Here is a 21,386-nt window from a genome sequence, read left to right on the forward strand (position 1 = left end):
AAATCCGGCTTGTCGGCGCATCAAGAATCGGGGTGAAGTTCGTCGGGGACTGAGAACCCAGCTTCCTGGTAATAGCGCAAGGCGCCTGGGTGCAGCGGAACATTGACCGAAGTAAAGGCGCTCTCTTTTGTCACGTCCTTCAGGAAGAACGCCGTCGCATGAACCTCATCAAGGTTCTCCCAGAACGCTTTAGTCGCATCGTATACGACGTCATCAGATACACCGGCATGGGTGCCAACAAATTGTGTGAAGCCAAGTGCGGTGATCTCTCCATCAGTCAGCTGGCCTTTGTAGACGTCACCATCAAACCGCATCATGCCACGCCCGGGCCGACCAAACAGCGCCATCATCTCTTCACTGTCAATCTTGTCTTCGGGGATGGAAAGAATGCGGAACTCACCTGACAGGCCAAACCGTTCGATGTTCGCGGAGCCGATTTCCGCCGGTCGCACCATCATGTCGATCTTGCCATCTGCAAGTGCTGCGTACCCTTCACCCCAGTTCAGGCGCACCGCAGTATAGTCTTCGCCCGGCACATATCCCGTGATGATCTTGATCAACGCTTCCGACGTAGCCGAAGCCGAACCAGCAGGCGGCCCAGTAAAGACCGTCTTACCCTTGATGTCGTCCCATGTTTCGATGCCCGAGCCGGAAAGTGTGACAGGATGGTACGCCCCGGCCTTGAAGCCAAGAATAGCGCGGATGTTACTTGCGAATTCTGGCGCACCCTCAACCTTTTCGTACATCCTCTTTTGCCCAGCCATGAGATTGACAAGAGACGGTACGGTCGAGAAAAAATCGATATCACCCTTGCCCCCTTTGAGCATCGACTTTGTAAGTGTTTGCCCCGCATTCACCTGAATCTCGACACCTACCTTTCCGGCCTGGTTCGAAAAGGCGACAAACATGGTGTGCACCGGGTCACCAACCCCGGCAGTCTCACCTTTGAAAATCTCTGCCGAGACAACTCCAGGCAGCGCCATTGCAAGTGTGGCAGCCAGAATGATCCGGCTTGGTAATTTGAAATAAAGCATTGTGTCCTCCCATAGACGTTGCCTCGAGACTATCTGTTTTAAACTATATGGAATAATCAAACATTCGGCTCTATACATAACAATCAGATATGAAAATAGATCCCAAGCACCTGGCTCAGTTGTCCGTTATTGTCGAGGCTGGCTCTTTCCAGTCCGCTGCCAATCGGCTTGGCACAACCCAACCGGCGCTCAGCCGGAATATGAAGACCCTGGAAGCCCGCCTGGGTACATCCCTGTTTCAAAGGGAGGGTCGCCGATCTATTCCTAACAACTTAGCTCTGCGGCTGGCTCGAAACGGGCTGGCGATCCGTTTGGCCGAAGAGCAAGCAGGTATCGTCGCGGATCAAGCAGCAAAAGGCTCCGTGGGCGAATTGCGTATCGGCGCACCGCCGATTGTGTCGGGAAGGTTTCTCAGCAGCGTTTTAACTGAATTCATTCGGGCCAACCCTAATTGTAGTGTCGAGATACGTACTGGATTGGTCCATGAACTTCGGACAATGTTGAAGCGCGGCCAAGTTGATCTCGTCTTCGGGCCAGAGAACCTGGCGGAGCAAGTTGATGGGTTGGAATTCGAAAACCTCATCGATGACGGCGTCAGAGTAATGTGCCGAGTAGGCCACCCGCTAACGTATCGCAAACAAATCATGTCATCTGATCTCGAAGCCCAGATCTGGCTTGCGCATTCACGAGGTAGCCTACTGAGGCAACAGACTGAAGCAGCCATGATCGCCTCTGGTGTTCGGTCAATGCAGATTGGCTGTGAAACCGATTCAATTCGCTCGGTGCTAGAGATCGTTGCCGAGACTGATTTGATCACCACGATGCCAATGGCGACAACGACACCTTATCTGGAAGACCGTCTGGTTTTTTTGCCCTTTGATCACCCCCAGTTCTATAGACCCCTTGGAGCGATCCGAAGGACGAACTCTTCGTTAAGTCGTTTAGAGACCCGTTTCCTCCAACTATTGAGGCAGAGATTTCATACGACAGGTTAAACATGATCTCTGTTTAGAATTAGGGAGTGATCTCTAAACTCAACCCACCCGATGCTGACTTGGGCACGATACCCGCTACCAATGCATCGGGAACTGTAAAATTTGACTGTCAATGTTGGCTTGGTGACAGCGAAAAGGAAAAGGCTGCCGAAACGAGGTTTGAACAAACCCAAACGCGGAAGGAATACTCTTCGGGCTAGGTCACGGCCAGCTCTAAAGGGTGCTATCGATAAGGTGGGTCAAGAAATTTCGAATTAATACTCTGCGGTCTGGTCGCTGAGTAATACAACCGAATGGCGACTCGCAGACAAGAAGAAAACCGCCACGTGGGCGGTTTTCCTAGGCGATACGTAAGGGCAGTTCTGGGTATAAACCGACCGCGAGCTGTTTACGATGCGGCCTGGTTACAGACAGTTTCACCCGCCTCGGTTTTGGCCAGTTCTGTGCCTGCCGGGCAGCTTGGTGTGCCGAACTTGTCATATTCGGGTGCAGTGTAAACCGGCGTAGGTTCTTCTGGCTGCGAGCATGCAGCAAGAAGAAGGGCAATTGCGCAAACGGCAGAAAATTTGAGTCCCATGTCCGTCAATCCTCTATTAAGCTTCTGATATTACGAAAGAATTCGAAACCGGCGCCTGGATACGGCCTCTTCCACTACTGCCGGCCCTGGCGGTTTCTAGATCATGGTTCATTGGAGAATCCCTCTTGTTGTGGCTGTATTGACATCAGCCGGATTTTCGAGATCAAGCTGATGCGCCTGTCTCTTGGGTTTGGGAAGAGAACAAACTTTCTTCCCACTCTGTACGTCCTCAATCAACTCAGAGGCCGTATTCTTGTTTTGGGACTTTCTTAGATTGATCCCGGTCCAGCGATTGATCGGCCGAACAGTACCGTCGGGAATGCGGCATAGGCTTGTGGCGATTTCATTTGGAACGTCGTTGTGCGGAATATCTATTAGAACAACACGGATGTCGTCATAGGGCGAAATCCAATCGTTGAAGAAGAACCTAACTTCGCAGTTCCACTCGCTTTCCGCAAAAGCGCGGCTTGCCGCATGAATGTCCGTCTGGGCGTTTTCAGACAGCCAAGCCCATGTGATTGTCGCTGTGGGTATGTCGTCATTCAGGTAAAAGCGCGCTTGGTTACACCAGAGCGGAGGTACAACTTCTATCTCGAGATACTCGCCCATCTCGATATTCTGATGATATTCAGAATGAGCCAGAAGCTCGTTGGCAGCGCCAACACCGTAATAGTAATCGGCAATCATGCTGGCTCACCCCGTCCGTGAAGGTCATTCGAGTTTGCAGGTTTGCGTTTTTTGTCCAGTAATCGCTGTAATCGAACATGCCCACCGAACGGTGTGGTTAGCTGTGTAACTTCAGATGTGTTGTCGATGTACCGCCTAGCCCAAGTCGCGCATCCCATTGGCCGCTGATTTTCTGATAGCCAGATAAGAACGGTTTCCGCGAACAGGTGAGCCTGAAGCGTAGTGTAGTAGCCTTGAAGCTTCGATCTCTCCTGATTGTTGTTTGCCTCAATATCTCGGTAGAAATCCAGTTTCGATGTGTTTTTGTTTGGTTCAGGAAGCTTGGGGAAGTAATAGTTGAGCTTAGCGGCTTGTGCTGCCATCTCCTCTATCGGCAGATGCTTCATTGCCGATACTCCGCTCGAAAACAAATCTATCAGAGAGATGCTGTCGCTGGCGAAGAGACGCACCGCCGATAGCCGCGCAAGAGGGTAATTCATGTAATAGTGATATGGCGTATTCAAATTTAGCAATCCGTCAGCCAAACTATCCAGATTACCTAGCAGGTAGGCTGCGTTCTCTTCCGCCCAGACTTGTTCCAATGCCAGGTGAAGGGCGGGATCATTCTTTTGCACAAAACGCAAAAGAAGTAGTTCTGCAATGAATGCGCAGGTTTCGCGTGCAATGGGAGGCATTGTGTCATGGCCAGAGAGTATGATCTGAAGAGTATGCGCGGCCTCGTGGGCCAAACACATCAGGTCTTCCGGTCGCGTCCGCCAGTCCATCACAATGACGGGCGGTAATACCGAGCCCCGATCTACAGTCTGCGGTCGATAGACTTGCCCTTCTGTCAGTGATTTGAATTCGCTGCATTGAAGTATCTTCGCAACACCTGAATTCTCTGGGAAGCCCGCAGCCAAAGCAGGGACTACATAAGTCTTGAAACACTCTTCTTGGCTTCTGAGACGTGCTGCAGCAGTTTTCGTAGCGGGCAATTCTTCAGCTTCCAACAAATGGTCTTTCAATTCACCCATGTAGTGGGCCGTGAGCACATTGCGCAGCGCGGATGCTTGCAGGTCATGTAATGCCAACCAGTCGGAAATCGTGAACACGTTAGAACCTTCAAACCAACAAATTTGACAAGATTTTGACGAATATATTCAGGAGTTCAGCACGCAATCGCACCACCTGTAGTGAAACCTTTTTTCATAACTCCGACCGCCTCGCGTGGTATTTGCTATTAAACACATCCCACGACATCGCGCCGAAGCGCCAATTCCTAGTTTCTATTTTACGATAGGTTTGAGCTATGGATCGGTGCGGAGATGCAGAACCCAGTTGGTAGTATTCAGTTGAGCTCTATGAATAATCAATAGAAGAGGAATTCGAGATCTGGTTGATTGGATCAGTCAGATGAGGTTACTCAAGGCCGTAAAACTGGATGTTCGCAGGCTCCGAAGCCGATGGGAAAACCATGGCTACGCCTTCACTTTGATCGAAACCGCCAAGCTTAAGGGCGTCGATTACCACGTATGGCTCACGTGGGTGCTTGTCAAATCGTTGACCACAAGATCACGCGTCTCGACGAGCTGACACACTGGCGTTGCGCTGCTCAAACAGCGTAACAGGTCATGCCCTGGCCAAACAGGTTAAGTTTAACGGGCAAGCACATTCATTCAAGGTATCGCCGACCATTTCTATAATATAACCCTTCCACGGCGAGTTTGCTGCACCGCAGTGGCGACCGCCTTGCCATCGCCCTTGCTGAGCGCGTAAAGCCCATAGCCACTGGTCGTCTTGATCTTCCCTCCTCGGGCACTTGCGCCGTCACCATGGTTTCGCTCGTCACGTTATCGATTCCAAGGCATTTTTTAGCTGAACTCCTACAGCTTCGAAGTTTCCTGAAGTCATGTGTTCAAAGATCACGCTGGTCAATCCGCTTGTCATATAGCTCCAAGTTGGTTTATCGGTCATCGGTTTTGGCAGATCGGACCAAAGCAGTTTGCAAGCGTTCTTTGACGTCTTCGCTTGGCTCAGCGATGAAAGGCAAGGCAAAACAATTTGCCCTTTGTGGGCCTTTTCCGCATGTTGAGTACTCTAGGCAAGCGTCACAACGTTTAGAGTGAATGCCCAAACCCATTATTATGTTTCAGCAAAACAGACGACGGCCAACTAGTACGAATGATCAGCCGATCATCCAGAATTCTCTAAAGGCTAACGCGAAGAGAGAAGGGGTAGAAAGTGGCTGATCAACACCAAATAGCGCAGCATGACCTTGACCAATGGCACGAGGTTTTCGACCGGAAACCACTCGATCAAAATGGCCTTACCAAAGCCCAAAAGCTAGTCTGAAAAGCCACGATCCTTGGCGCGGCTTGCTTTGAGATGGTACCAATTCTAGATCAGAATTTGAATGCCGCTTTGAGAGTAAGTGTATCAAGATCGACGTCAATATCTATATCATTGTCAAACGTTGCACGCCGCGCGAGGTACTCTGCCCCGACTACGAAGTTGTTACCGAAGTCGAAATCAGCACCAACGCCAAAGTTAAACCCGGTGGCATCGTCGTCATTTTCTGAGACGCGCGAGAAGCCTGCTACACCATAAATCAAGGTATTGTTGACCGCGTAACCAGCACGACCTTTCAGATCCAAGAGATCAAAGTCTGTATTGAACTCTCGTCCATTAAACTCGAATTCAAGATCGGGGGCTCGTAGGACAGCTACTTCGCCGCCAAAAACGAAATCGCCATTTTGCACATGGTAACCGCCGAACACGCCAAGAGTAATGCTCGAGTCAGCCTCAGAATTCACGGAAATGTCACCCGCTTGGGCGGCCAGCTCATTTGTAATATTTGAGCCAAGTGAAAGGCCACCATATGCGCCGCCCCAATCTGCAAGCGCATGCGTTGGCAAGGCGGAAGCAAGCGCCAACAGAGCGGATTTTACATAATAAGTCATTGATAAACCTCCAGAAGTGAGATCGGCTAGGTAATGTTGAAGTATCTCTTCACCAAGATGAATTCTGTGGCGCTGCCACATCCAATTTAAATTGGAAGGCTATCGATGTTGATCTGGCTCGCATCCTGAACGCGATAGCGATGAGCGGATATTTGAAGTTGTACTCCCAGCCAGCGTTGCGAAGTATTGCTGTTTGATTGCCCGTAAGTGCGTCCAATCACCCCGATCCAGCATTAGAACCAGATAGCTGTATTGGAAAATACCGGAATCCTATATTTAGATAGGCACCAGCTATCGTGAGGCGCGCACATGTCAGACTTTCATTCTGTCAACACGGCCTAGTGGGATGTGTTGCAAACTCTGTTGCCCGGTGGACTGGCGTGTGAAATTTGAAGTTTGTTCCCGCCGAGCAGTTTTCAAACATGTTTTAGTGTGATTTCATTGAAGGGCTGCCAGTTCCCCAGAGCAGCAGTATTGTAAGTTGTGTACTTCTATCTGCGGTACACAGTATCCTATCGTGACTTAGAAAAGATCAGGCCGAACGCGGTGTGCGGGTTGACCGCGCGTCTCCAACAGGTGGGTTGTAAAGTATTTGCAGTTGGTCGCTGCAAGAGCGCAATCGAAGAAGCGCTCAACACAGAAATCCTGGCGTATGGACGAAACCTTCGTGCGAGCTCGTGACAAGTGCATGTATTTCTATTGGGCAGGAGACATGCTTGATCTCATGCTGCCTGGGCGGAGGAATGGTGCGGCCGCGACTATGTTCTTTGCAAAGGCTTTGGCTTCAAACGGCATCCGGGACAAAATCGTGATCGACAAGAGTGGCGTCAATGGGGCAGGCATTCGAGGGGTGAACCAAACTCTGAAGCGATTTGGTTGCCCGGTCAACGTACACACAGTCATATCGAAGTTTTTGAATAACATGATCGAGCAGGATCATCGGTTCTTAAAGCGGCGTGTTCGCCACATGTGCGGTTTCAAGTCTTTAGGATCTGCCTCCGCTACGTTGGACGGCATCGAGGTAGCGAACATGATCGGAAAACGTCAATTCCCCCGCGCTAGGATTTCTGGCTTTCAGCAATTGTCTAAACTGGAAGGATAAATGTGACCAGCGGGAGGTGGACTATAGCCTTGCTAAGAGTTTGCGACACAACCTAAGTTTGTGCCCGTTCGAGGGATGAGGATTGAAAGAATGAGGCGCTCAAAGAATGCCTATTCCTCCTGCTACACCGGGTGTTGTGCCAAATTTCTCTCCGTTGCAGACGCCAGCTTGATTAACACCTAACCAGCAGCATGAACCCCTATTGTCGACACGCTCAAGCGAAGTTCTTCGTATTTTGCTCCATCGGCAAGGCGTTTTTTTTTGATCTGGAGTACTCTTGGCGCAGGATGAATATTCCTGTCTGTATTCCTTGGGTGACAATTCAAATTCCCTTTGGAAGGCGCGGGTGAAAGACTGCCTTCCTGAGAAACCAACTCTATGCGAAAGAGCCTCAATGTTTGTACCTTCACCTGATCTAATAAGTTCAGCCGCCTTCCTGAGTCTTGTTTTTTGGACTAAATACCGAGGTGAACCTATTGTACGACAAAGTCGATAAAGTGTTGCTCGAGACATGCCAGTCGCTGCGGCGAGGTTTTCAGGTGTCAGGTTTTGTTCATTGTAGTGCTTTTCAATGTAGCTAAGCACTACGTTCAGCCTGGACTGACTTGGTATTTCTGTGCTGTTCAAATCTCGAATCATGTGAAAACGGAGTGTGTCGATGGTAAGCTGGCGAAGATGACTGAGCATCTGAGCAGCTTCTGCATCGGGGGCAGATTTAAGTTCTTGGAAAATGCATATTATCAACTGACGCAGCGTATTGGATAGTGAGCTATTGTGAATAAACTCGCCGCCTTGGTCGCGTATTAAGGGAAGTTCACTCAGTACGTCGTTGCGGTTCAACACCAGATTCAAGCTTTGAAATCTGGACAAGTCTGAATAAAAGGGTCGCTGAAAATCGATAATTCTCAGATCTTGAGGTCCAGCAACGCTTGTGTTGTTTCCGAAAATGGCTGCACTATCCGTTCCAGCCGTGCGGTAGTGTAAAGACAATCGATCCGACATCGCAGTCGCCATAGATTTTTTTGTTACGCGAACTTGCAGTGGATTCCCGAAAGTTGCGCTCTCCAAGGCAATACTCGGAACACTATAGCGCTGAACTCTAAACTCGAACGGTGATCTTGTGGGTTCTCGTCGTTCCACCAGCATTCCGGACATAGGTGCGAATTCTTCGCGCAAAAACTCAAACTGGTCTGAAGACCGCCAAGCGATCGAATCCAGATTGAACGAGTTAACTACTCCTCGGCGTGCCATTATCGATTGTCTTTCCGCAGCTTCAAGCGTTTGAGACTGATTATCGACCTAGTGTTGCGCAAGGTATTCGGGATTTCCCGTAGACTATCATAGAAGTGAGCGACGTTTTGTACTGGAATGGGGAACAGAGCAAAAACCTGCCGATGTGAAACGTAGGTAGCCCTACCCCGGCGCTTAAGCGGTGTGGGACATGGTGCTGTAAAGGATGGATGTCGGCGGATCCATGCTTTTCATAGTCGCCGGCGCGGCGTGATAAAACGCAAAGCCCTCAACTAGATGCAGTATTGGCCTGTGCAAGGAATGATCATGATTTGTGCTTTGCGATGATTCGCCTTGCCAAGAGCTGTGACCGTTACGGTTACTACATGGTTTTTGAACTGTTGCGGATCATAGGCAGGATTGTGAATCACACGAAGCTGGAATGCCTCTGGGCAAGGCAGGGGCTGCAGCAACCGCAGCGTCACAAGAAACGCAAACGGCTATACCACCACTACCGCAAAATCATTTGGCTTCGGCCATCCCACCCCAACCACGTTTGGCGTGTCGATTTTGTGTATGACAAGCTGTTGCCTTGCTCATTGTGGCTTCATCATATTCTCGAGTTGGAGCCTCCGGTAAACCCGGTGCGGTTCAAGCCGCGTCATCAGATGCGGGGACCATACGACTTGTAGACCTGCACAAATGGTCAAGCAGCGTCGGGGAGCTGGTGTTTTGCCCGACATGATCAGCCGTACTGCATTCATGCGCTTCTGTGGGACTGAAACTATATTGTTCTTTGAACTGCCGACTGAAGAGCGACATGTTTGTGAAACCGTGTTGATATGCAATTGTGCTTACAAATCTATGATCTGTCTCGTCTGACAGAGCCTTGTAACAGGCTTGAAGCCGGACAGTTTTGATGTATTTGGCAACACCGCCGTGCTCCTCAAAGACATTGTAGAGTGTGCGGCGGGACATACCCAGTGACTTGCAAATAAAATCTACGTTGAGTTCCGGTCGAGCTAGGTTCTTGCGGATAAACTCCCGGGCGATCGTGAGCCTGCTCGCATTCAAGGCCGGTGTCGCGTTATGAAGATTATCCGCTGTTGGTTCGAGCGACGCCGCGAGTAGATTAGAAAAAGACCTTGAGAGAATTTGTTTTTGATCTTCGGATATTTTGTGTGCTTCATCGACGAGTGTCGAGATAAACGTTCTAAGCAACCCCGTCAGGGAGCCATTGAGCACCGAACGATTGGCTTCATCAAGAGATGGCGCCATCCAGGAAAACTTATCACGATCAAGTCCTACAGATACATAGCTCTGTCCTTCCCAACGTGATTTCCATGGTTGTGCATACGACACGAGCATTAATTCCCCTGTTTTTGCTTTTACCGAACGATCATTGTACTCATTGTAAAAGCACCCACTCCGAACGAACCAGATTGCCCAATTGTCGAGATCGGACTTTCTGGCCAGGTCACTTGATCTTTCGCTACTACTTGCATCAGATTCCCAATCAATAATATCTATGCCACAGAGATCGAAAGCTGAATATTTGACGCGAAACCCGTTATCGACTGAGTGGGGTTTCTTAAGGTCACAAATAGGGGCGACTGCTTGTGAAATTGCGTCAAACTGATGCCTTGGCTCAAAATCAAGGGTTGAATATTTGATTTGCTTTATTGAGTTGGGTTTGTTTTCCATTGGAGCCAAGAGAGATTTACAACCATGTATTTGAGGGTTTCAGCATTTCGAAGTTTCTTGCTGGCTCTTCGGGATTTTGGATCTGAGCACAGCCGCAAACACTTTGGAGTTTAGCTTCACTCGAAAAGGGCAAGTCCACGCCAGCGAACGCATCGAGTGTTCTTCTTCCGGGATGTATTGAGCCATCCAGCCGAAGTAGTTGGTTCGAGCGAATCATTAGCTAAACTCCCAAGTGTCATGTTCGCCCAAAACAGGAAGTGGACTGTTCTGGGAGGATTAGTTAGCCACAACAGCTTTTGACAATGAAGTCGGATTGTGGAGCGCACAGTCTCAACGGCGTCGCGTGGGGTCTCAAATGAAATCCAGGTCATGTTGACAACACGTCGGAGCCAAAGCTGGCCGGATGTGATGTCGATGAAGCTCCGGACGCCTTCGAGGCCTTATAGCAGCGAGTGGCCACGCGGCCTGCGTTTCATAACATCTTCAAGCAGCTCTTAACCCGATTATGCAGGCGATAAACTGAGCGGTCGCCGCCGAAATGCTTTTTGCGAGGTTTTCGCATTGAGATAACGGGCGAGACGTGACGCGTATTCAGATCTGCTCTGTTTCTGCCGTCATCATAGCCATGATCCACCAGCAACACATTGGGACGGACAGAATGTCGGCCATGACCAGATCAAAGCCCAAATAATCTGAAGTCTGGTCGAACGTTGTTTCCTTTCTTATGGACAGACCGTACGAATTGACGAGGAAGTGGATATTGGTCGATAAGCCAACGCGAGAGTGCTCGAAAACCTGTCTCGGTATTCCCTTTTGAACCTGCTGTTTGAAGATGAGCGTGGATCACGGTGCTATCGATCACTTGTAGCGAGGTCAGCACAGTGGCACCAGCTTCCAGCGCTGCCTGCGTCTTTCTTCTGTCCACACTGTCTTGTGTCCAAGCGGCAAAAGTGAATGAATTGAAAGCAACAGCACCATGACACGCGCTTTCGTCAATCGAAGCCCAGTTTTTGCGACACAGCTGAATGGAGCGTATTTTTCAGCAACCAAACATCAAATGACACTCAATTGACAAGTTTTGCGACAGGCCTGTTGATATGCAATTTAGCATCCAAATACTGATACACTACGTTGAGTTTGGATGCCTGCCACTGGCCCAGAGTTTGACACTCAAAGATGGCAGAGCATTGCCGTCAATGGTCTTGATGCCGTTTATACGTGCGTGGCGGTTCACTAACGAGGGTGTCTGTCGACACGGAGTTCGGGCGCATAAGGGGCTTTAAGCCCTTTTTCCGAAGCTTTAGTCCTTGAAGCCAGATGAAAGGCAATGCGGTTGTTCCAGAAGCAAGACAGCGCGCCGCGGCAGTAGTAGCAGACCAACGTGACGCGTGGCTAAATTGCCCCCTTAGAGTTGTGAATAGGAGTGGACGATCTTCTACCTCTAGATCGACTCGTGCGGAAAATCTGCCGTCAAAAGGAGCAAAACGAACGTGATAACTACCTCGCGTGGCGTTAAAAGGGGAAACAAAAAAGGTTTTATCTATAACATGGCATCGTGATACTTCAGCGCTAAGGTGGTAGATATGGCGCTCTCCGAATGTGTTGTTGACTTCTAGCAGTAAGGGTGCACAGCTCTGTGAGCTGGCATCGAACCAGAAACTCACGGGGCTGAAGCCAAAACCGAAGAAACGTGGAAATGTCACTAGGCGAGCGGATGTGACCGTTGGTCTGCCTGCCTGAACAAGAACATGGTTGAGTCTGTCTAGTGCCGTAACGCTGTCGGGTGACGGCACCAATTGGTCCCTATCATGGAAAGAGATTGGTGCAAAACGATTGCGTCCAAACACTGGTTTTGCGGCTGCAAACGCAGACAGATCCGGCAGGTCAAGTACGATAAAGTCGACGTTGTAACGGAATTCGTGGCGCGTAGGCCGGGTACGAGCGTGGATGACTTCACCACGATAGAAACCCGCAGGGGGCATAGCAGTGTTTATCATATCCAACCTCTTTCTATCTTGTACTACAGATGTTTTTGCGGAATGGAATTGTCGAGGCCGATGAGACTTTCGGCCGCTTGGATCCCAGACCGAAAGGCATCTTCGTGGAAACCATGGCCGAAGTAATTGCCGCACAGACGCACCCGCCCCCAGGTGTTTTCGGCAAGCTCTTTCTGAGTTGCTAAGGACTTAGCGGTATAGAGAGGATGGCGAAATGCGTAGCGCGCCAGAATCCTTTTTGGATCGATCATCTCATTTAAGTTCTGCGCGTTAAGAGTGACGAAATAGTCGTTAGCCGTTCCGTCATGTGACTGCAAACGATTGAGATAGTAGCTAAAGGCGGACGAATATCGTCTTTGATGGGATGCTTTATGTGCAAGGTGATTCCAGCCGGCCCACAGGTCTCGGTCGCGCGGCATAGCCCGGGGATCTGTGTGCAGGATCGCGGTGTTGTCGGTATATTCCCAGGCCGAGAGTAAACCGTCGAGTTTTTCTCCGGGCGCTTCGAGAAGTGCACGGGCCTGGTCCGCCTGCGTGGCGATCACTGCGCCAGCCGCTTCGAAGCGGCGTCCCGAAACAGTCTCGATCATGACACCTGATCGGGTCTCTCCAACTCGGGTTACCGCTTCGTTGACGACTTTGAGGTTTTTTGCTTCTCGGCCAATGGTATCAACATAGGTCCGACTACCGCCTTTCACGCTCAGCCATTGTGGTCCGTCATCGAAGGTGAGAAGCCCATGGTTCTGGAAGAACGATAGCAACGCTTGGGCAGGGTAGTCTCCGATTTTGTCGATGCTGCATGACCAGATCGCTGCCCCCATTGGATAGACATAGTCTCTTGCGAGTGCCTTTGAAGCTCCAATCCTCTTAAGGTAGGATCGCAACTGCAATGCGGGATCGATGCCGATGGCAAGATCCTTGTTGCCAGCTTCAAAGAACGCGATAATTGGCTTGAGGAGAGGAGACAGCGCTCGGGCAGACTTAACGATCCGATGAGAGGCGGCGTGTTGTCCGGCATTTTGGAAATTGAGTGCGTAGGCGAAGTTTCTGTGCGCGTCTTCGAATGCGAAAGACATCTCAGCTGGCTGGGTTTCAACACCCAGGTTTTCGAATGTGCGTGTCAATACTGGATAGTTGGTGGGGTTGAACACCATGAAACCGACATCAAGGGCCAGCCCTTCGTCAGGGCCGTCTGGAACCAGGAACGTGTTGGCATGCCCGCCGAGATGGCTCTGCGGCTCGAACAGCAGGATGGGATGGCGGTCGGATAGAGCGCGGACAGCCGCAAGACCGGCCGCGCCGGCGCCTACGACGGCAACCGGCATACCAGGTGCAAGTGTCTCTTTGCACACAGGCATCCCTGTCATCAGGCCGGTTTTCCGTTCAAGGGAGTTACTTTTACGCGAACTCCACCTTTTGGCCGCAGCGTCATCATCACGACCGGTTCAGGTAAACGGTCTGCCGTTTCGAACTTGAACTGGCTCAGGAGAGCGGCAAGGATGATGTCTGTTTCCCGATAAGCCAAGGATGCGCCAATGCATACGCGGGGGCCGCCTCCAAAGGGAAGGAACGTAAAGCGAGCTGGTCGCTGGTTAAAACGTTCCGGGCGGAAGGCATGAGGATCCTCCCATAGCAACGAATGGCGATGAAGGGCACAGATTGGAAGGAAAACGCGGTCCCCCTTACGAATACGGCGACCGAGGAGTTCGTCATCCTTGTTTGCCACCCTGGATATGAGTGGGGTTGGTGGGTAGAGACGCATTGCTTCATCGAGTATGCGCCGGCACAGAGGTAAGCGCCCAGGTGCCTCACCGATGTTTGGACCTCCGGTGCCGACGACGGAGATTGCCTCGGCCCGAGCTTCTTCCTGAATGTTCTGATCGGAGGCGAGAAGCATTAGCGCCCAGGAAAGTGCGATTGCAGAGGTCTCGTGACCTGCCAGGATGAATGCCAGGACGGTGTCGCGAATTTCCACCGGATCGAGCGTTTTACCAGTTTGGGGATCAATCGCCTTAGAAATGTTCTCTATGAATACGGAAGGTCTGACTCCGCGTTTAACAGCCTCGAGTTCTTTTTCTACCGCTCGACGTACATAAAGAGAATGGTGACGGGCCATCAAATGCTGCGGCTTAGGAAGCCAAACCGGCCAAGGTAGCAGGTCCAGTACGTTAAATTTCCCAGCCGTTTCCATGTATCCGTTGATCGCAGAGGAAAAACGCACGGCATCAAAATTTTCGGGCTGTGAGGCTACAAGTCGGCAGATGATTTCGAAATTTGTTAGCACCATCTGATGGTATAGGTCAGTTACTGGTCCGGAGGACAGAAGCCGCTGGGTCAGAGCTTTTGCTGCAACCACAATCTCTCCTGTGGCCGATTCCAGGGAACGGGGAGTAAACACTTCAGAGGCTGCACTGCGCTGAACCCGCCACTTTTGACCTTTGGCGTGGAATATTCCGTGCCGCGTGGGTCGTAAAAGATGGAGCATGATCGCCGACTTGTCGTAGTTATCGAGGGCTTCACTCAGAACATGGCGCATCCCATCAGGATAGGTAACCATGTGCCAGGGGCGCCCTAGGCGCTTACCAGAAATGATCGGCTCGTGATACGCGGCCTCGGGGATCATCATCAGTCTGTTTTCACCCGCGACTTTTATCGTTTCACGGATAGAAAGATCGGATGTTGGTGGTTTGATCCAAGGCGGTTTGAAGACGGCGCTCGACCGCGCGCTCGTCGGGTTGGTTTCGGTCAACATTGGCTTTGTTTACCTCCTATTGCATCTGAGTTTGCTGGAGCACTTGCCAACGTCTTTAAATCCAGACTTTTGGCGAGTTGGCGTGCGGTTGCGTCTCCGAAAAGAGCATCAACGGGTATTGAAACTCCGAATTCCTCTTCGAGCGACGTGATCAGTTCCGAGGCGCCAAGAGAGTCGAGGCCGAGTTCTGCAAGGGGAAGATCTGGATCAACTTCATCGACGGTTGAAAACTGCAGTATTATGCGAATTCGGTCTCGTATGAGGGCAAGGGTGCCCTCCATTGAACCATTGCTGCTCGGTTTCGGGGCCAAGGTTATGCCCGCGTCCGCGGCGTCAATTGTCTTTACGGTCGCGTTTCTTCCAGCTCGAGGTTTGATGGCAGCGGAGAACTGTTTGAGTTCGACTGCCCCAACCATCAGTTCACCGGTCCCGGATCGGATCGCAGAGATCAAGTGCTGGGCTATTGCGTTTGGATCGGCATAGCGGATGCCCTGCCGCTCCATGGCTGAGCGCATGGCTGAGCTCATTGCTTGTGCCATACCGCCACCGTCGACAGGGCCGAGCGCAAGGCTTACGGCAGGTCGTCCCATGGCAACTAACTTTGCCGCCGCTGCGTCAAGAACTGCGTTGGCAGCTGAATAACTGACTTGGCCGGGGGAGCCGAACGCCCCGGCAAATGAACTAACGAGGAGAACGAAAACATCGTCTTGAAGGGTTGCCAAGCGTTCAACTGTATCAAGGCCGGTAATCTTACCACGGAAAGTCTCTTGGAAACTTGTCTCATTTTCTTCGTCAGCGGGGCGGACGTCCAAAACACCGGCGGCATGTACAATCCCCCCAAGCGGCGGCAAGTCTTGTAACGTCGCAGTGATTGTGTCGGCGGCTACGGTAGGATCGGAGAGATCTGCTGCCACGTACCGAACTGTTGTGTCCGCGTGTGCAAGAGAAGCGAACGCTTTGGTAACCTCGTCCGACCCCTTCCGACGACCGGTAAACACTACGGCACTGGCACCAGCCTCCGACAGCGCGGCAGCCACATGCCGACCGACGTGGCCAGTTGCACCTGTAACAATCCAAGTGCGTTTCTCGATCTGCGCCGGGGCAAACGCTGCAGTGGGTGCGAAATCCTTGGCCTCTGCCCAAGGTGCTTTGATCACGACCTTACCAGTATGGCGGGCAAGACTCATGTGGCGGAATGCCTGTTCCGCTTGATCAAATGAAAAGGCTTCGTACGGCAGTGGCTTTAAGTCTCCAGATGCAAAACCGGACGCTAGTTCAGCGAACATCTGCGTGATAATATTTGGTGTGTCGTTGCAGATCTGGGCAAGATCAAAAGGATGGTAATGTATATCTTCACCGTGTTGTCTTAACTCGTCAGCGCTGAGTATTTCTGCTTTGCCTATCTCTAGAAAAGTGCCTCCCGGACGCAGGAGCGACAATGTTGCGGGGATATGCTGGTCGGTCAGGGAATTCAGAGCGACATCGATTGACCCGTCTCCGAAGCAGGACGCAATGTCTGCCTTGTAGTTTGTGTCACGAGAATTGTGGACGGCGACGAGGTCCTGTGCGATCGCCTTGGACTTTGACCGGCTTGCCGTCCCGACAACCTCAGCACTAGCTCTGCGCGCGATCTGTGTTGCAGCCATTCCAACACCGCCGGCTGCCGAGTGGACAAGGATCCGTTGGCCAGAAGAAAGCTTGGCAACATGGTGAAGACCGTATTGTGCTGTAAGAAATGCAACCGGGACAGTCGCTGCCTCACAGAACGAAAGCCGAGCTGGAATCGGCGCGGTCAGAGCGGCGGGCGTTGTGACGTGCCCAGCAAAGCTTGAAAGTGAGATACCATAAACCCGGTCGCCCACGCGGGTGCCACTGACATCCCGACCGATGTCAACCACGATGCCCGCAAACTCGGCGCCAATTGGTCCGGGATCTCCTGGATATCGACCAAGCGCATTCAAAACGTCGCGAAAGTTGAGACCCGAGGCAACAACGCGGACTTCAATCTCGTCGGGAGCTGGAGTGCGGCGCTCTGTGGTTTCAGTTAACAGATTGTCGAGCCTGCCGCGCTGACCCACGCAGAGACGTGTTGTGTGTGGAGTTCTGGATGCAACATCAGTGGCTGTGGGCACTAGCTCACGGGCGAAGGAGCGTTCATGCCTAACAACAAGTTCATTAGGTGCTTCTGGATCGTTCAGAACGGAGAGGATTTCATTGACGGTAGTTGAGTTAAGCTTCTGCGTGTCAAGAAGGACCAGACTAGGTGAACCTGGCTCCAAACGGAGTGATCGTGCCGCCCCCCAGATCGCGGCGGCGGTTTCCGATATCGCTATTGCAGGAGACTGCGATCCATTGGACAGGGTTACCACGACAATGGTGGAGTTGCAGCGTTCACGGCAGGTTTTCAGCAACCGCGAGAAGGATTGAAAGGCTGTGCTGGCAGTTTGCAACCGATTTTCCGCTTCGGTTGCATTGATGAGCAGGACAACTGCACCATCACCTTGTCTGGTAGGTGAAACGAGACCTGGAGCCGCTTGAGAAATCAAGGCGCCAAGCGTTTTTTCCAAACTAGGATCTTCCGATAGTATCTGTATGGGTTCTGAGGTTGACGGAAGCACGGGCGAAGTCGCAGGGCGTTCACGCCATCGGCGCTCGGCGAGGATCGCCTCAGCGGGATCAGGACCGTTCTGTCCTCTTGGGGAGGGGGGAGACGGTATTGCCCGAACTACCGAGCCGCCGGCCATTGAGCCTTGATTCAACAAGTGAACGCGAACACCGCTTCCCTCCGCGATGAGATCCCCATCAGGAGAGATGAGCGCGAAATCAAATTCGCACTCTGACCAATCCTGTGCGTCATCGCTACTGGCTTGGTAGTGCCTCAAGACCGCATAAGCTGAGCTGTTACCCTCGCGCAATATGCGAATGCGCTTCATCCCGGCAATTACAACCGCAGCGCTTCGCGACGCGCGTCCCAACATGAAACCGACAAAGGCGTGGAATGCGCTGTCGAGAAGAGCCGGATGGAGCCCGAATGTCCCATCTTTGATTCTTGCTGGGGGTGGGACTTCCAAATAGGCTACCATTCTTGTGCCGTCTTCAGCAGAAGGGTCTTCCCAGAGCTTCTTGAGACCTCGAAAGGCTGGCCCGTACGAAAGGCCGTTTTCGGCGGCAACATTGTCATAGATTGCGTCACCGTTCAGAGCATTTGCATGGGCGTTTGCAAGCCGTGATACGTCAATTGGTAACGGGATCGGCACCTCTTTGAGTTCGCACCCTTCGCTGCGGGCGTGCTCAATCCATTTCATAGGCGTTTGATCTGCGGTGCTGAGAATGCGCACGCTTCGGAGGCCGGATTCTGCATGATCGGGGCCTTCAATCGGTTCGACAATTGTGCGCAAGTGTCGAGTTCCGTCTTCTGTTAGTAACAGCGGACGCGACACTGTGATGTTGTTCACCTGTACAGCGTCCATACCTTCTTCTCGGGCCAGGGCTGCACGCATCATCTCTATGAATGCGGCTGCTGGAAAAATGACCTTGCCACCTATTGTATGCGAGGCGAGATAGGGGTGATCATCAAGGCGAAGCTGTGTAACGTGGATTTTTGACCCATTGGGCATCTCAATTGGTGCCCCGAGTAGGGGATGATGAGTGCTTACGTCAGCATTCTTGTGGCTTGGGTGCACATATGGAGGCAGTGAGTCTGGCCGCCAGTATCTCTTGCGTTGAAATGGGTAAGGAGGGATCTTGAGATCGCGCCGGACAGGTCCACCGTATAGAACGCCCCAATCAATCGGTGCGCCGGCAATATGCGCAGTTGCGACGGCTCGAGCGAACGCCACGTCATCTTCCAAACGTCCGCTATCAAGCGTCTTGATGACCGTCGGTAGCTCTGTTCGCTTAAGACGCCCCACCAGATGGCCAAGTGTGCTTTGGCACCCGACCTCCAGAATAACATTAGCACCAGCGTCCAAAACTGCGTTGAGGCCTGCATTGAAGGCAACAGCTTGTCTGGTGTGTTTCACCCAGTAAGCAGGGTCTGCAAATGCGTCTGACTCGAGCTGCCCGGTCACATTGGAGGCAATCGGGATCGATGCCGGTTTTGGGCAGGCCAAACGAAACTCATGTTCCAGATCGACCAAGGCTTCGTCCATCACGCGGGAGTGGAAGGCATGAGAGACTTTGAGGGGTTTATGCAGAAAGTTACTGTTCTTCGCCGCTGTCTGAAAGGCTTCAAGGGCCTTCGCCTCTCCTGAAACCACACATTCATCGTCGGCGTTGACAGCTGCTATGTCGATCTGGTCCCCGGTTGTGGCAATGAGGTCCCGTAAACGTTCTTCATTTGCCTTGACTACCAGCATACCGGACGAGATCTGAATGGCACCCATCAGTTCTCCCCGCCGAACGATGAGCCGACCAGCTGCCTCAAGATCGAATACACCCGCGATTGTGGCAGCAACTATTTCGCCTATCGAGTGACCGATAAGAGCCATTGGAGAGATGCCAACTGACATCCACAATCTAGCCAGAGCGTAGTTGGCTACAAACAAGGCCGATTGGGTATTCTCAGTTCGATTGAGTGGCACTGGGTCTGAGCCGTCGAGAACATCCAGCAACGGGACGGATCTGTGGGCGTCAACCGCTTCTAGTGCCTTGGCAAAATGGTTGGCGAAGGCCGGACTCGATTTACGTAGCCCGCTTGCCATAGCAAGTGCCTGAGATCCTTGACCGGGAAGCATCAATGCAACCCGTGCCTTGGTCAGGCAGATTTGTCGAACGGCCCCCGAAGCCGCAGGATTCTGAGAGAAAGCCGTTAAGCTAGTGTGGAGTGCATCTCGCCCTCTGCCGAACACGGCGCCTCGGTGCAAAAAGTGCTCACGGGTCTTACCAGCCGCGTGGCAAATCGCCCGGAGGTTGTCATCGGCATCCGGGCGTCCTAGCCGCTCCACGTATGCTTCAGCGGCATCAGCTCGCGCATTCTCTGTTCGTCCAGAAAAAGGAAGTACAATGGCAGAACGAGCCCCGAAGACCGCTTTGGCCAGGGGTTTGGACGTCTTTCCTGCAGCAACCTCCGGTGGGTCTCCTAAAACTACATGAGCGTTTGCGCCGCCGAAGCCGAACGCGCTCACACCAGCAAAGCGTTGACGGTCCGTTTGATGGTGCCACGGACGTGGTTCACGCGGCACTATAATTTCTGGTTCGGCATCCCGGCATACTTTCGAAAGGCGCTCTATTCCCGATACGGGTGGTATCACTTCAGCATTTAATGATGAGATCACCTTCAACAATCCACCCATTCCAGCGGCGGCTTCCATGTGTCCTAGCTGCGTCTTAACAGCGCCTAGCACGAGAGGATGACCCGTTGCCCTCGTGTCTCCAAACACGCGTTCAAGAGCAGCGACCTCGATCTCGTCGCCGAGAGGGGTTGCAGTGCCGTGGGCTTCGACGTGGTCGATATCGTTGGGTGTCAAACCTGCGTCAGCGAGAGCAGAGCGGATGACGGCAGTCTGGGCTTGCCCGTTTGGAGCTGGCAATCCGTTCGACAATCCGTCCTGGTTGATCGCGGAGCCATAGATGCAACAAAGAATTTGATCCCCGTCTTCCAAGGCAGCGGCAAATGGTTTGAGCAACACAACTCCACATCCTTCTGCCCTGACGAAACCATCACGATTTTCGTCAAAGGTCGCGCAGGTCCCACGAGGTGAAATCATCTGTGCACGGCTGTAACCGAGGAACGCATATGGTGAGTTGATAGCGTTTACCGCACCGACCACGGCAAATTCGCATTCACCCGTCCGTATAGCACGGACTGCGTTGTGGAGAGCAACCAATGAAGATGAGCATGCCGTGTCGACAGTGAAGCTCGGCCCTTTAAAATCCATGACGTAGGAAATACGGTTGGAGAGCAATGACAGGCAGGCGCCTGTACCAGTAAATTGGTTAGGTCGATGACCCAAAACTTGAAGTGCTGCACCGTACTCAATGGTCGATCCACCCACAAAGACACCGCTGTCGGTACCTTTCATACTTGATGGTGGAATACCGGCCTCTTCAAATGCCCGCCAGGTCGTCTCGAGCATGAGACGCTGTTGCGGATCGAGATCCATGGCTTCTTCAGGGGATATCCGGAAAAAACCCGCATCGAACTCGATGGATTGGTCAATAACTCCAGCTCGTGCTGTCGAGCTCAGCCCTTTGCGATGAAGCGTAGAGAGTGGTTCCAACGGCAGGTCGTCTGGAACGTCTGAAATGCCGCTGCCCCCCGTGATCAGAAGGTTCCATAAGGCATCCGGAGACGATGCACCTGGAAAGCGGCAAGCCTGGCCAACAACAGCAATCGGTTCATTCTTCATTGCGCGAAGCTCCTCATAT

13 protein-coding genes and 1 pseudogene are annotated in these 21,386 nt (G+C 52.1%); 2 read left to right on the forward strand and 12 right to left on the reverse strand.

Going from position 1 to position 21,386, the window contains the following annotated elements:
- Nucleotides 1–20 precede the first annotated feature (20 nt).
- The gene (locus Q1B13_RS20625) at nucleotides 21–1,034 is read right to left on the reverse strand and encodes a TAXI family TRAP transporter solute-binding subunit (RefSeq protein ID WP_299084093.1); all 1,014 of its coding nucleotides are present in this window, start codon (nucleotides 1,032–1,034) and stop codon (nucleotides 21–23) included.
- 89 nt (nucleotides 1,035–1,123) lie between these two features.
- Between Q1B13_RS20625 and Q1B13_RS20630 the strand changes: the two genes are divergently transcribed.
- Entirely contained in the window at nucleotides 1,124–2,029 is a 906-nt protein-coding gene (locus tag Q1B13_RS20630; RefSeq protein ID WP_299084096.1) for a LysR family transcriptional regulator, read from the forward strand.
- A 388-nt stretch (nucleotides 2,030–2,417) separates the two neighbouring features.
- Here the strand turns inward: Q1B13_RS20630 and Q1B13_RS20635 are convergent, their stop codons facing one another.
- The 5 genes from Q1B13_RS20635 to Q1B13_RS20655 form a co-directional block, all read right to left on the reverse strand.
- The gene (locus tag Q1B13_RS20635; RefSeq protein ID WP_298937400.1) at nucleotides 2,418–2,606 is read right to left on the reverse strand and encodes a hypothetical protein; all 189 of its coding nucleotides are present in this window, start codon (nucleotides 2,604–2,606) and stop codon (nucleotides 2,418–2,420) included.
- Nucleotides 2,607–2,714: 108 nt separating this feature from the next.
- A complete protein-coding gene (locus tag Q1B13_RS20640) occupies nucleotides 2,715–3,293 on the reverse strand; it encodes a toxin-activating lysine-acyltransferase (protein WP_299084098.1) in 579 nt (192 codons plus the stop codon).
- Nucleotides 3,290–4,384, reverse strand: coding sequence for a hypothetical protein (locus Q1B13_RS20645; RefSeq protein ID WP_299084101.1), 1,095 nt, complete (start codon nucleotides 4,382–4,384; stop codon nucleotides 3,290–3,292). The genes Q1B13_RS20640 and Q1B13_RS20645 overlap by 4 nt, the downstream gene beginning before the upstream one ends.
- A gap of 733 nt (nucleotides 4,385–5,117) precedes the next feature.
- Nucleotides 5,118–5,246, reverse strand: a complete 129-nt coding sequence (locus Q1B13_RS20650) for a hypothetical protein (protein ID WP_299800367.1) — start codon at nucleotides 5,244–5,246, stop codon at nucleotides 5,118–5,120.
- 428 nt (nucleotides 5,247–5,674) lie between these two features.
- The gene (locus Q1B13_RS20655; protein ID WP_299084104.1) at nucleotides 5,675–6,232 is read right to left on the reverse strand and encodes an outer membrane beta-barrel protein; all 558 of its coding nucleotides are present in this window, start codon (nucleotides 6,230–6,232) and stop codon (nucleotides 5,675–5,677) included.
- Between the two features lie 483 nt (nucleotides 6,233–6,715).
- Between Q1B13_RS20655 and Q1B13_RS20660 the strand changes: the two are divergent.
- Nucleotides 6,716–7,334: pseudogene (locus Q1B13_RS20660) on the forward strand (IS6 family transposase).
- Between the two features lie 99 nt (nucleotides 7,335–7,433).
- On the opposite strand, the gene Q1B13_RS20665 reads toward Q1B13_RS20660, so the two are convergent.
- The 6 genes from Q1B13_RS20665 to Q1B13_RS20685 form a co-directional block, all read right to left on the reverse strand.
- The gene (locus Q1B13_RS20665) at nucleotides 7,434–8,585 is read right to left on the reverse strand and encodes an AraC family transcriptional regulator (protein WP_298937396.1); all 1,152 of its coding nucleotides are present in this window, start codon (nucleotides 8,583–8,585) and stop codon (nucleotides 7,434–7,436) included.
- Nucleotides 8,586–9,215: 630 nt separating this feature from the next.
- Nucleotides 9,216–10,268 carry a helix-turn-helix domain-containing protein gene (locus Q1B13_RS20670; RefSeq protein ID WP_299800370.1) on the reverse strand — a complete coding sequence of 351 codons (1,053 nt, stop codon included), beginning with the start codon at nucleotides 10,266–10,268 and terminating at the stop codon, nucleotides 9,216–9,218.
- Between the two features lie 1,193 nt (nucleotides 10,269–11,461).
- Nucleotides 11,462–12,265 carry a DUF1365 domain-containing protein gene (locus tag Q1B13_RS27080; RefSeq protein WP_366871145.1) on the reverse strand — a complete coding sequence of 268 codons (804 nt, stop codon included), beginning with the start codon at nucleotides 12,263–12,265 and terminating at the stop codon, nucleotides 11,462–11,464.
- 23 nt (nucleotides 12,266–12,288) lie between these two features.
- Nucleotides 12,289–13,632 carry an FAD-dependent oxidoreductase gene (locus Q1B13_RS20675; protein WP_299085708.1) on the reverse strand — a complete coding sequence of 448 codons (1,344 nt, stop codon included), beginning with the start codon at nucleotides 13,630–13,632 and terminating at the stop codon, nucleotides 12,289–12,291.
- On the reverse strand, nucleotides 13,632–15,017 hold the full coding sequence (locus Q1B13_RS20680; protein WP_298938201.1) for a cytochrome P450: 1,386 nt from the start codon (nucleotides 15,015–15,017) through the stop codon (nucleotides 13,632–13,634). The genes Q1B13_RS20675 and Q1B13_RS20680 overlap by 1 nt, the downstream gene beginning before the upstream one ends.
- Nucleotides 15,011–21,367: a type I polyketide synthase gene (locus Q1B13_RS20685; protein ID WP_299085710.1), complete on the reverse strand. Its 6,357-nt coding sequence runs from the start codon at nucleotides 21,365–21,367 to the stop codon at nucleotides 15,011–15,013. Before Q1B13_RS20685 ends, Q1B13_RS20680 begins: the two co-directional genes overlap by 7 nt.
- Between the last annotated feature and the right edge of the window lie 19 nt (nucleotides 21,368–21,386).

Origin of the sequence: uncultured Ruegeria sp. (assembly GCF_947489545.1) — a bacterium.
GTDB lineage: Bacteria > Pseudomonadota > Alphaproteobacteria > Rhodobacterales > Rhodobacteraceae > Ruegeria.